The 11782-nt window shown below is 46.5% G+C and carries 10 protein-coding genes and 1 tRNA gene; 4 read left to right on the top strand and 7 right to left on the bottom strand.

Going from position 1 to position 11782, the window contains the following annotated elements; translation table 11 throughout:
• The first annotated feature begins 36 nt into the window (after positions 1-36).
• A tRNA-Ser gene (locus ACTHUM_RS01595) sits at positions 37-127 on the top strand.
• 179 nt (positions 128-306) lie between these two features.
• On the opposite strand, the gene ACTHUM_RS01590 is transcribed toward ACTHUM_RS01595, so the two are convergent.
• From ACTHUM_RS01590 to dnaQ, 5 genes are all read right to left on the bottom strand, one after another.
• Positions 307-1044 carry a thermonuclease family protein gene (locus tag ACTHUM_RS01590; RefSeq protein ID WP_004519739.1) on the bottom strand — a complete coding sequence of 246 codons (738 nt, stop codon included), beginning with the start codon at positions 1042-1044 and terminating at the stop codon, positions 307-309.
• 73 nt (positions 1045-1117) lie between these two features.
• The gene (rpiA, locus tag ACTHUM_RS01585; RefSeq protein WP_003679072.1) at positions 1118-1789 is read right to left on the bottom strand and encodes a ribose-5-phosphate isomerase RpiA; all 672 of its coding nucleotides are present in this window, start codon (positions 1787-1789) and stop codon (positions 1118-1120) included.
• Positions 1790-1832: 43 nt separating this feature from the next.
• The gene (gene ispF, locus ACTHUM_RS01580) at positions 1833-2312 is read right to left on the bottom strand and encodes a 2-C-methyl-D-erythritol 2,4-cyclodiphosphate synthase (RefSeq protein WP_004519740.1); all 480 of its coding nucleotides are present in this window, start codon (positions 2310-2312) and stop codon (positions 1833-1835) included.
• Between the two features lie 31 nt (positions 2313-2343).
• Positions 2344-3030, bottom strand: a complete 687-nt coding sequence (ispD, locus tag ACTHUM_RS01575) for a 2-C-methyl-D-erythritol 4-phosphate cytidylyltransferase (protein WP_049336624.1) — start codon at positions 3028-3030, stop codon at positions 2344-2346.
• The gene (gene dnaQ / locus ACTHUM_RS01570; protein WP_049336622.1) at positions 3027-3764 is read right to left on the bottom strand and encodes a DNA polymerase III subunit epsilon; all 738 of its coding nucleotides are present in this window, start codon (positions 3762-3764) and stop codon (positions 3027-3029) included. Before dnaQ ends, ispD begins: the two co-directional genes overlap by 4 nt.
• 341 nt (positions 3765-4105) lie before the next feature.
• Between dnaQ and ACTHUM_RS01565 the strand changes: the two genes are divergently transcribed.
• The 3 genes from ACTHUM_RS01565 to ACTHUM_RS01555 all read left to right on the top strand — a co-directional run bounded on the left by ACTHUM_RS01565 (position 4106) and on the right by ACTHUM_RS01555 (position 7549).
• Positions 4106-4582 (top strand): hypothetical protein, encoded by a 477-nt coding sequence (locus ACTHUM_RS01565; protein ID WP_003746951.1) that lies wholly within the window; start codon positions 4106-4108, stop codon positions 4580-4582.
• A 142-nt stretch (positions 4583-4724) separates the two neighbouring features.
• Positions 4725-5408 carry a 16S rRNA pseudouridine(516) synthase gene (locus ACTHUM_RS01560; protein ID WP_049336621.1) on the top strand — a complete coding sequence of 228 codons (684 nt, stop codon included), beginning with the start codon at positions 4725-4727 and terminating at the stop codon, positions 5406-5408.
• A 776-nt stretch (positions 5409-6184) separates the two neighbouring features.
• Complete coding sequence (locus ACTHUM_RS01555) at positions 6185-7549, top strand: sodium-dependent transporter (RefSeq protein WP_049336619.1); 1365 nt, start codon at positions 6185-6187, stop codon at positions 7547-7549.
• Positions 7550-7609: 60 nt separating this feature from the next.
• On the opposite strand, the gene dld is transcribed toward ACTHUM_RS01555, so the two are convergent.
• Positions 7610-9301 carry a D-lactate dehydrogenase gene (gene dld, locus ACTHUM_RS01550; RefSeq protein ID WP_036490674.1) on the bottom strand — a complete coding sequence of 564 codons (1692 nt, stop codon included), beginning with the start codon at positions 9299-9301 and terminating at the stop codon, positions 7610-7612.
• 165 nt (positions 9302-9466) lie between these two features.
• Entirely contained in the window at positions 9467-11590 is a 2124-nt protein-coding gene (gene pnp, locus ACTHUM_RS01545; protein WP_107697060.1) for a polyribonucleotide nucleotidyltransferase, read from the bottom strand.
• Between the last annotated feature and the right edge of the window lie 192 nt (positions 11591-11782).

The following is an 11782-nucleotide window of genomic DNA, read 5'->3' as shown; positions in this document are numbered from 1 at the left end:
ACATTATTCTGATAACAAGTCAGGATAATAGTCCACAGAGAGGTGGATGAGTGGTTTAAGTCGCACGCCTGGAAAGCGTGTATACGTGAATAGCGTATCGAGGGTTCGAATCCCTTCCTCTCTGCCAGATACTAAAGACACCAGCTAACGGTGTCTTTTTTCATATCCGCCCTTCTTAAAAATATTACACCACACTTTTATTTCTATTACCCTCCAATCATAAACCTGCCACTCATTCTTATCTTATACTAAACCTTAATGATTAAAGGCCGTCTGAAAGTTTTCAGACAGTCTCTTTCTTAAAACCTACCAAATCCCGAACCATTGTTTATCAGACTGCTTTTTATCACCGCTCTGCTGCTCATAATTTTGACGGCGAAATTGCCAAGGTGCTTGCGGATTGTCTTTTTTCCATAAGCCTTTTCGTTTTTCCTTGGCTTGTTTTTGTGCGGCCGAATAGTCAGTGTAAGCGGTTTTACTTTGTTGTTTTTTGGCATAACTTTCATAATGCCATGCGGCGCCATCCCGTATCTGCATTAAATTCAAGTCAATCGTGCCGACAGATACTTGGGCAACTTCGCGCTGGTAGCGGTCAGCTTCAAACACACGGACTTTGACTTTTTTATTCAATGCGGCATCAATCAGATTATCTCGTGATTGCGTACCATAAGCCTGATTGATTTCCGGTGCATCAATATAGGCCATACGGATTTTGTGTTTCCGGCCGTCGCTATCGATAATATGCACGGTATCGCCATCATGGATTTTGATGATTTTTCCGTTGTATGTGTAGGATTGTCGCAATGACTTTTGTTTTTGTTCCGGTTTGGGTTCAGCTTCGGCTTTGGTGTCAGATGTGGCTTTGACGACATTTTCACCCAGCCATTCATTGACCTTTTCCAAACCGATATTGTCGCTTTGTGCCAATGTTGCGGCAACGCTTACCCCTGTACGAATCAACTCGGTATCGCGTGAGCTGTAACCAAGCGCGCCCAAAACGGATAAAACAACGGGCAACCATTTTATAATTTTACTAATTTGCATATTTTGCCAAATTGAAGGCCGTCTGAAAGACCTAATACACTTTCAGACGGCCTTTAAGATTGATTAATCTTCATTAATCCTGACAAGGCAGGATGACTTTTGCGCCTTCTGCCGTACCCAAAACCAACACATCGGCGGCATCGCGGGCAAAAATACCGTTTTCGAGTACGCCGGTGATTTTGTTGATTTCGTCTTCCATTTTCAGGGCTTGGTCGATATTGAGGCCGTGAACATCGACGATTTGGTTGCCATAGAAAGTAGTATAGCCGACACGCAACTCAGGCTGTCCGCCCATGGCAAGCAGTTTGCGCGACACCAGCGAACGGGCATTTTCAACCACTTCTACCGGCAACGGGAATTTACCCAAACGGGAAACATATTTGCTTTCATCGGCAATACAGACAAATTTATCGGATGCACTGGCCACGATTTTTTCGTTCAAATGCGCACCGCCGCCACCTTTAATCATTTGCAGCGCGTGGTTGACTTCGTCTGCGCCGTCAACATAAACCGCCAAACCCATCACTTCATTCAGTGAAACTTCTGGAATTTCATATTTCGCCAAAAGCTCGCTGGATTTTTTAGAAGTAGACACGGCACCCTTAATTTTCTTACCGCTTTTACCCAAAGCTTCGATAAAGAAGTTGATGGTAGAGCCGGTACCGATACCGATGTATTCGTTTTCAGGAACAAATTCCACCGCTTTTTCGGCGGCAATACGTTTGAGTTCGTCTTGAGTTGCCATGTTGTCAGTCCTTCAGTTTGAATAATAAAGTAATTTTAAGCTCTTAGGCTTTAATCAGCAATACTGCCGCTTGCGCTTCAATGGCTTCCATACGCCCCAGATAGCCAAGTTTTTCGTTGGTTTTACCCTTGATGTTCACGCAGTTTTCAGGCAAACCCAAATCTACGGCAATATTGGCGCGCATTGCTGGAATATGCGGCGCAAGTTTTGGCTTTTGCGCAATCACAGTCGTATCGACATTAACCACCTTCCAACCCAATACCTGCACGCTTTGATAAGCCTCGCGCAACAGCACACGGCTGTCTGCATCTTTGAATTCGGCGGCAGTATCAGGAAAATGGCTGCCGATATCGCCCAAACCGGCCGCGCCCAACAGGGCATCGGTAATCGCATGCAAAAGCGCATCGGCATCGGAATGGCCCAGCAAGCCTTTTTCAAACGGAATGTTGACGCCGCCGAGTATCAAATCTCGCCCTTCAACCAACTGATGGACATCGTAGCCCTGTCCGACACGGATATTCATATTGTTTCCTTAAATAATGGGTTTTAATTGTTCAGACGGCCTTGAGCAACAATCTGACAATGTATTCGTCTTGCGGCAGCGTCAATTTTAAATTGCGCGTATCACCCTGCACCAAGCGCGGTCGGATACCCAGTTTTTCAACCGCTGATGCTTCATCCGTAATTTCACTCAAATCATCAACCGATAAGGCTCGATTTAATAAGGCCGTCTGAAAAAGCTGCGGCGTTTGCGCCTGCCATAATCCTGCACGTGCAACGGTTTCATCAATATGATGACTGCCGTCTGCCCGCTTGAGCGTATCGGCCACCGGTATGGCCAGAATGCCGCCTTCATCATTTTCGCCTGCCTCATCAAGCAAACGAGTTAACGCTTCGGCAGGCAGGCAACAGCGCGCAGCATCATGAACCAAGATATTGTCTTGCGCCTCGGCCAAACCTTGCTCCAATAAAACGGACACACCATTGCGTACCGTTTCGGCACGACTTGCACCGCCCACTCGGAAGACACGCACCTTCTCAGATAGGGCCGTCTGAAAAACCGAATCTTCCGGCGAAAGAATAACGGCAATTAAATCTATGCGGGGGTGTTGCTCAAAAATTTCTATGGCATATTGCAATACGGTTTTACCATTGATTTCAACATATTGTTTAGGTTTTCCCGCGCCAAATCGCGCCCCGACACCGGCAGCAGGAATCAAAGCGATATTGCGGCGCATCATGCTGACGCTCCGGCATCGGCCTCATTCGGCGTTTCTGCCTTGCGCCATACACACACTTCGCCCAAATCGTCCAAATATTTTTCATGCGCGGCCAGCTCTTCCGCATTGGCTTTGATGACTTTCAACTGCGACGTACGTTTAGTTTCAGCAATAACGGTTGGTTTGACTTCGCCCTCTTCTTCCGCCTCGCCGCCCATCAGGTCGAACTGCTGACGCGTCATGGCAAGATAGACTTCACCCAAAAGCTCGCAGTCGATTAACGCGCCGTGCAAGACACGTTTGCTGCGGTCAACGGAAAAGCGGTTACACAAGGCATCCAAGCTTGCCTTTTGCCCCGGAAACATTTCACGCGCCATGGCCAGCGTGTCGGTGACTTTACAGCCGAGCTCCTCAATAGAAGGCAAACCCATGCGGCGGAATTCCATATTCAGGAAGCCGACGTCAAACTTAGCATTATGGATGATCAGCTCTGCGCCACGTATAAAGTCGGCAATCTGTTTACCCACTTGGGCAAACGGCGGCGCATTCTTCGCTTCCAATACTTCAATCGTCAAACCATGCACCTTCGCCGCTTCCTCCGGCATATCGCGTTCGGGGTGGACATATAAATGAAGGTTGGAGTCGGTCATTTGGCGATTAATCATTTCCAAGCCGGCAAATTCGACCAGACGGTCGCCGCTTTCAGGATAAAGGCCCGTGGTTTCCGTATCGAGGATAATCTGACGTTGGCTCATGGTTGGTGGTTTCTACAATTATCAAAACGTCCTGAATCATACTGAAGGCCGTCTGAAATGTATAGTCAGCAAAACTTTAGCTGCTTTTCAAATACCCTTTTAACGCTGGATTTGTTCAGACGGCCTTTATTATTTTTTCATCTATTGGCCAGCTATTACTCCAATTTTGAGTAGAAAACCCAATTTCTATAAAATTTTTTAAATTTAATTTCTTTAATAATGAATACCTTACTTATTATTTAAATAATAGGAACAATTATCATTTGCAAATTTAAAAAATCTCCGTATAATACAACCCATCGAAACGAAACAACCGCACCACAGAATGAAAGGAGAAGAAAATGCCCGAAAGTATTTTTAAGCAAGTCTCCCTTGACATTCTGAGACTGCACCAACAAGCCATCCGCTCTTTAATCGCCACCAAATGTTGCGATGAGTGCGAAGTACACGACGCAGTATTCATTACTTTAGATGGCCGCTATTATGTTTGGCTTCCTTGCATGGGCAAATCGCCCCAATCAGAAACCGGCATCCTGCTGATTGAAGATGAAGACGGCAATACACGCTTGAGCTGGGTGGCCGACACACGTGAAGTCAAGCAAAAAGACAGTCTGTACAACCGCGTTGTTTCCGCCCTGCAACGAAAAATGCAGCGCACGAAAAACAAGTTCATCCAGTCGGCAAACGCCCGATTGCTCGAACTCACGCCTCAGCAAGGCCGTCTGACGACAAACAGCGAAGATTTCTCGCTTTCACCACATGACTTGATGAAAGCACTTTATCCGGCAACACATCAAATAGGAGAATTTGCCCTGTAACAGTTTTTGGTAGTGGTTTGTGTTCCTTTTGCGCCCCTTAACATTTTAAAGGGGCGATTTTTTTGCCTCTGCTTTTCAGACGGCCTTAAAACCGGTTTTCCAGTACAATAAAGGCCGTCTGAACATTTCCTACTTTTCAACCATGCAACTGCTCAAATACATCCAATCGCAGGGTCTCGGCAGCCGCAAGCAATGCCAGTGGCTGATAGACAATGACTGTATCGCCATCAACGGCGAAATTCATAATCGTGCAAAAGACGATATCGATCCGTCTCAAGTGCGCACCCTGTCTGTTGACGGCGAAGAGATTGCCGCCGTACCCATGCCCTATTTCTACATTTTGCTTCATAAGCCTGCGGATTACGAAACTTCGCACAAACCCCAGCAATATCCGAGCATCTTCAGCCTTTTTCCCGACCACATGCGCAATATCGATATGCAGGCAGTCGGCCGCTTGGATGCAGACACAACCGGCATTATTCTAATTACCAACGACGGGCAATTTAACCACCGCGTTACTTCGCCCAAACACAAAGTTCCGAAGCTCTACCGCGTTACCTTGAAGCATCCTGCCGACGATACCCTTTGCGCTACGTTGAAAAACGGAGTCCTCCTGCATGACGATAATGAAACCGTCGCTGCCGCCGAAGCAGTGTTGGCCGACCCAAACACATTGATGATGACCATTACCGAGGGCAAATATCATCAGGTCAAGCGCATGGTCGCAGCCGCAGGCAACCGTGTCGAGCAGCTCCACCGTGAACAATTCGGCGACTGGAATATCGACGATTTGGCCGCCGGAGAATGGAAATTCATCCAAATCTAAAAAAATTCCAAAATTTTGAGATATTTTTTTAAACAAAATGGATTTTTAATTTCTTTAAAATCAAACACCTAAACCTTATTATTTTTATTTAACAGAATTTAACACTAGAAGGACTGAACTATTGTATAATTCGCCTGTCTGAGTAACACTTGCTTCGAGAGAAGTGAGTAAGTGAGTAAGACGTTTTCCCCGTAATGTGTTTGGCCATCTATACTTTCCCCTTAGTATAGATGGTTTTTTTTATCTAAAATTTGACAATCAAGCGGGCATGCTTTTAGACGGCCTTTCTCATCTAAAGAAGCCATCATTGCCAAACCCATCTCCACTCATTAACTTGCCATTACTCCTTTTCTCTTTCTCGTCTCTTCCGCATCAATCTGTGCCGTTCCAATTTCAGACAAATCGTTTTATAGAAAGAAAATCTATCGGCTATCCAAGCTAGGGTTACAGGATATTATTAGACAGCCTTAGAGAAAGACCATCTTTGTTGCCGACATATTTGAAAGCACACCTTAGTGCTATCCAATCCCCTCACAACAACCCTTTCCCATATCCCACTTTTCAGACGGCCTTTATCGTTACGGCTCTTTCAATCATTCGTATCGCTTCAGACAAATTCTCTGTTTGCAGGTTTCAATACCAAGCAAACCAGAGAAACCCACTAAAAATTCTTCATTACATGGTTTTTTTAACTAATTTTCTTTTCAGACTTTAGTCAAGATTCGTTAAATCTTTGCGGTAAAATGTTGTCTTTATTTTCATGTATCTGAGTTTTTATGTCTTCCAATCAACCCCGTCAAACTTGGTCCAACCGTTTGACTTACATCCTTACCGTTGCCGGCGCGACTGTCGGTTTCGGCGCAACGTGGCGTTTCCCGTATTTAGTCGGTGAAAACGGCGGCGGCGCATATGTGTTTTTGTTCTGTATCGCCATGTTGGTCATCGGTATTCCGATGATTTTGGTGGAAAACGTCATCGGCCGCCGTAAAGGCGTGAACGCGCTGGATGCGTTTGGCGGCTCGATGAACGGCAAACCTGTTGCCAAAGTTTGGAAAGCGGTCGGTTGGATGGGCCTGCTCGGCGCATTCGGCATCATGGCCTATTACATGGTGCTCGGCGGCTGGGTCATCAGCTACATCGTCAACATCATCGGTGGCAATTTGGACATTTCCAGCCCTGTCAGCGGCGAAATAACGAAAAGCTTCTTTACCGAACACATCGAAAACAGCCCTTGGGAAATTGCGTTTTATACCTTCCTATTTGTGGTTGTGAACCAATGGATTTTGGTCAAAGGCGTCATTGGCGGTATTGAAAAAGCGGCAAAATACCTGATGCCTTTGCTGTTTTTATTCCTGATTGCCATGGTCGTGCGCAACGTTACCCTGCCGGGTGCGATGGAAGGGATTACTTTCTATCTGAAGCCTGATTTCAGCAAAATTACCGCCGAACTTTTCGTCTTCGTTTTGGGGCAAGTATTCTTCGCACTGAGCTTGGGTTTCGGAGTGATGATTACGTTATCCAGCTATCTGGATAAAAACGAAAATCTGGTTCAGACGGCCGTAATTACCGCGATTACCAATACTTTGATTGCCGTGTTGGCTGGCTTTATGATTTTCCCATCCCTCTTCAGCTTTGGCGTTGCCCCTAACTCCGGCCCGACGCTGGTGTTCCAAAGCCTGCCGATCGTGTTCTCCAATATGTGGGCAGGCCCTGTATTTGCAGTGATTTTCTTCTCACTGCTTCTGATTGCCGCGCTGACCACTTCTCTGACCATTTATGAAGTGTTGATTACGACCATTCAGGAGAAAACCAAAATCCGCCGCGCAGCGGCTATTACCATCGTACTGACAGGTATTTTTATCTTCGGCAATATCCCTTCCATCTTGAGCTACGGCCCATGGAAAGATATTTCCGTGTTTGGTAAAAACATTTTCGATGCTTTTGACTATATCAGCGGCAACATCCTGTTTATGCTGACCGCGCTCGGCTCTGCCTTGTTCGTCGGTTTCGTGATGAAAGATGAAGCGAAGGACGAATTGCTCTACAAAGGCAACCATACTACGGTCAATATCTGGTTTGCCTATGTGAAATACCTCGTGCCGTTGGTGATTCTGCTGATTTTCATCAGTAATCTGTTCTGATAAGCAAACATATAAAAAGGCCGTCTGAAATATTCAGACGGCCTTTATTTTAACTACGCTTTATTCTGCCCAGTTTTTCTTCTTACTGGTTTTACCGATACCGGGGTTGAAGCTGTTGGTTGGGTCGAGTTTTTTATAGAACTGTTTCAGCTCGGGCTTGGCTTCATACAGATGACCGACATTATGCTCGGCAGGATATTGCGCACCGCGTTGGTCAAGCAGATGGAGCATTTCATGTTCCAAAGCCATACAGTCGTTGCCTTTTTTAATGATGTAGTCCTGATGGAACACATGACACATAAAATGTCCGTAATACAATTTATGGATGATTTTATTGTCGATTTCGGGCGGCAGTGTTTCAAACCAATCACGATCATCACGACGCAAGGCGATATCGAGTGCAACCAAATCCTCTACTTCATCATCATGTACAGAACGGTAACGGATCGCGGCAGAAGCCACAGCAAAGCGATGCAGCATAGCCGCCTGCGTTTCTTCGGCATTACATTCAAAGAATGCGCCGCCATGGGTTGCAAAATATTCCTTCAAGAAAGCACGCGCTTCTTCTACCCCCTCGCCACCCATTTTTAAAATCAGGTGATGTTCATATTTATCCCGATAGTTGCGCATAGATTTCGGCAAGTGATCGGGCAAAATCTTACTGATCAGTTGCATGAATTTATCAGAGAAGTGTTTTGGTAAGAAACTTATCTTTTTGCTGAATCTATCCACACGGGCCTTCAGATCAAACAGTTTCGGAAGTTGGTGGGTACCGAACGTCTTAATGATATAAAAAGTATCTTTACCATAAACGGCAGCAATATCAAAAGCATGACGATGGATATACTCACCAGAAATAGGCAGGTTTTTAAACTCGCTCAAAGCAGCACGACGAATATCGGTCAGCTCATTAATATCATTTGTACCGATATAGAAAACGGCAGTCTGTTTTTCTTGTGGGAACGTATCCAAGCGTACGGCAAACACCATCAGCTTGCCCGCGCAACCTGATGCTTCGTAGTGACGCGCAGGGTCGGCATTAAAACGGGCGGCAGTCGGTTCATTCACTTGGCGGACATGATCGCAATAAGCATGGTCATGCCCTTTGCCTGCATTTTGAACAATGTCTTTTTTCTGATAATGGAAACCTTGCAGATTGGTCAGAATTTCTTCAGGGGTTTCGCCCAAATCAATGCCCAAATGGTTGACCAGCTCCAGCTTACCCTCTTCGTTGATTTGTGCAAACAGGGCCATTTCCGTATAAGCCGGACCACGCTGTACCAATGCACCGCCGGAGTTATTACATACGCCACCCAATACAGATGCGCCGATACAGGACGAACCAATTACAGAGTGCGGCTCACGGCCTAAAGGTTTCAGCAGCAGCTCCAATTGATTCAAGGTAGAACCGGGCAGGCAGACAACCTGTTCGTTATTGTTAATCGGCTGAATGATGTTCAGACGCATGGTATTCACAATCACAATATCTCGGTCGTAATCATTGCCGTCAGGAGTCGAGCCGCCAGTCAGGCCGGTATTGGCAGCCTGCGTAATCACGATAACATCAGCCTCAACACATGCCTGCAAGATTTGCCACATTTCCAACACCGTACCCGGGCGGACAACTGCCAGCGCCTTGCCTTCGCCAAAACGATAGCCTTGACGGTATTGTTCGGTTTTCGCCGGGTCTGTGATGATGTATTTTTCACCGACGGTTTGCGTCAGCCGGCTGATTAATTGTGTAGCATTCATTGCATACTCCTTGAGAGATTAAAATATTTATTAGATTGCAAGCATTGTAGTAATCCGTTCAATCAAAGTAAAGGCGAAACCCGTTTTTTAAACTCATCTTTTAAATAAACAAAAGGCCGTCTGAAAATTTCAGACGGCCTTTTGTTTTAAGCCTGAATAATCAGATTATTCGGCTGCTTTCTCTTCGCGAGCAGGTGCTTCCAGCAAAGCTTTGATAGACAGGCGTACGCGGCCGCGATCGTCTACTTCCAATGCTTTCACGTTCACAACCTGACCTACTTGCAGATAGTCGCTGACATTGCGTACGCGCTCGTGGGCGATTTGGCTGATGTGTACCAAACCGTCTTTGCCCGGCATCACGCTGACAATCGCACCAACGTTGTTGTCGAGGATTTTAACCACAGTACCTTCGTACACTTTGCCCACTTCCACTTCGGCAGTGATTTCTTCGATACGTTTTTTCGCTGCATCGCCTGCTTCTTGAGTAGTCGCAGCGATAGTGATGGTACCGTCTTCAGCGATGTTGATTTCAGTACCGGTTTCAGCAGTAATCGAACGAATAGTTTCACCGCCTTTACCAATCACATCACGGATTTTGTCTTGGTTGATTTTCATGGTGAACAAACGTGGCGCGTGTGCAGACAGTTCTTGCGGGCCTGCAACGGCGGCTTTCATCTGATCCAAGATGTGCAAACGTGCTTCTTTGGCTTGAGCCAAAGCGATTTGCATGATTTCTTTGGTAATACCTTGGATTTTGATGTCCATTTGCAGCGCGGTCACACCTTCTGTTGTACCGGCTACTTTAAAGTCCATATCGCCCAAATGGTCTTCATCACCCAAGATGTCGGTCAGGACGGCAAATTTGTTGTTGTCCAAAATCAGGCCCATAGCGATACCGGCAACGTGTGCTTTCAAAGGCACACCGGCAGACAACAGGCTCAAGCAGCCGCCGCAGACGGAAGCCATAGAGGAAGAGCCGTTGGATTCGGTAATTTCAGAAACCACGCGCATGGTGTAGCTGAAATCTTCAGGTTCTGGCAATACGGCCAACAACGCACGTTTAGCCAAGCGGCCGTGACCGATTTCACGACGCTTTGGCGCGCCTACGCGACCCACTTCACCGGTAGAGTATGGAGGGAAGTTGTAGTGCAGCATGAAGCGGTCGGTATATTCGCCGGACAGCGCATCAATGATTTGCTCGTCGCGTGAAGTACCCAAAGTTGCAACCGCCAAAGCTTGGGTTTCGCCACGGGTAAACAGTGCAGAACCGTGAGTGCGCGGCAATACGCCGGTTTGAATGTTCAGCGGACGAACAGTGCGGGTGTCGCGACCGTCGATGCGCGGTTGTCCGTCCAAAATTTGGCTGCGGACAACATCGGCTTCCAAATGTTTGAAAATACCTTTGATTTCGTTGGCTGCCAAAGTGTCGGTTTCTTCGGTAATCAACGCTTCTTTCACGGCATTCCAAGCTTCGTCCAATTTGGCAGAACGCGCTTGTTTTTGACGGATTTTGAACGCTTCTTTAATGGTTTCGCCGGCAATTTCGCGTACTTTTGCAACCAATTCTTCATTGGTTTCAGGTGCTTTCCAATCCCAAACTTCCGGGTTAACTTCGTCGGCAAACTCATTGATGGCGTTAATGGCCACTTGCATTTGATCGTGACCGTAAACAACCGCACCCAGCATCACTTCTTCAGACAAGATGTCGGCTTCGGATTCCACCATCAACACGGCTTTAGAAGTACCGGCAACAACCAAGTCCAATTGTGATTTAGCCAATTCGGCTTTAGTCGGGTTCAGAACGTACACGCCGTTTACATAACCCACGCGTGCCGCACCAATCGGACCGGCAAACGGTACACCGCTCAACACCAGCGCGGCAGATGCACCCAGCATTGCAGGAATGTCAGAATCGATTTCAGGGTCAACAGACACCACCATCGCTACGATTTGGATGTCGTGGTAGAAACCTTCAGGGAACAGAGGACGAATCGGACGGTCGATCAGACGGCTGGTCAGGATTTCTTTTTCGCTTTGTTTGCCTTCGCGTTTGAAGAAACCGCCGGGGATTTTACCTGCTGCGTAAGTACGCTCGAGGTAATCGACAGTCAGAGGGAAGAAGTCTTGGCCTTCTTTCACTTCTTTGTTGGTAGTAACGGCAACCAAAACAACAGTGTCGCCCATAGATACTTTAACGGCAGCAGCGGCTTGGCGAGCGATTTCGCCGGTTTCCAAAGTAACGGTTTGATTACCGTATTGGAAGGTCTTAACGTGTTTATTGAACATCATTGTTCCTTTCAAAATACCGCACTGCTAAAACACTAATAATGCACACTAAAATCCGAATGTGCATAGTTAGGGTTTCAGACCGTGCGGCAGGTTATAAACAAGCTTTCAGACGGCCTTTTCGGACGCTGAAAACAACTTTCAATTATAAAGGCAACTATCCTTAAAATCCAGTATTGATACAATAAAAAGGCC

The organism is Neisseria sp. P0021.S006 (assembly GCF_051956895.1).
The sequence above is the reverse complement of the archived record's forward strand: the minus strand, read 5'-3'. Positions and strand labels throughout refer to the sequence as shown.

Bases quoted from the DNA above. Each gene is read 5' to 3' on its own strand.
- dld (WP_036490674.1), bottom strand. From the start codon at position 9,301: ATGAATGCTACACAATTAATCAGCCGGCTGACGCAAACCGTCGGTGAA.
- rpiA (WP_003679072.1), bottom strand. From the start codon at position 1,789: ATGGCAACTCAAGACGAACTCAAACGTATTGCCGCCGAAAAAGCGGTG.
- dnaQ (WP_049336622.1), bottom strand. From the start codon at position 3,764: ATGAGCCAACGTCAGATTATCCTCGATACGGAAACCACGGGCCTTTAT.
- ACTHUM_RS01565 (WP_003746951.1), top strand. From the start codon at position 4,106: ATGCCCGAAAGTATTTTTAAGCAAGTCTCCCTTGACATTCTGAGACTG.
- pnp (WP_107697060.1), bottom strand. From the start codon at position 11,590: ATGATGTTCAATAAACACGTTAAGACCTTCCAATACGGTAATCAAACC.
- ACTHUM_RS01560 (WP_049336621.1), top strand. From the start codon at position 4,725: ATGCAACTGCTCAAATACATCCAATCGCAGGGTCTCGGCAGCCGCAAG.
- ispD (WP_049336624.1), bottom strand. From the start codon at position 3,030: ATGATGCGCCGCAATATCGCTTTGATTCCTGCTGCCGGTGTCGGGGCG.
- ACTHUM_RS01555 (WP_049336619.1), top strand. From the start codon at position 6,185: ATGTCTTCCAATCAACCCCGTCAAACTTGGTCCAACCGTTTGACTTAC.
- ispF (WP_004519740.1), bottom strand. From the start codon at position 2,312: ATGAATATCCGTGTCGGACAGGGCTACGATGTCCATCAGTTGGTTGAA.
- ACTHUM_RS01590 (WP_004519739.1), bottom strand. From the start codon at position 1,044: ATGCAAATTAGTAAAATTATAAAATGGTTGCCCGTTGTTTTATCCGTT.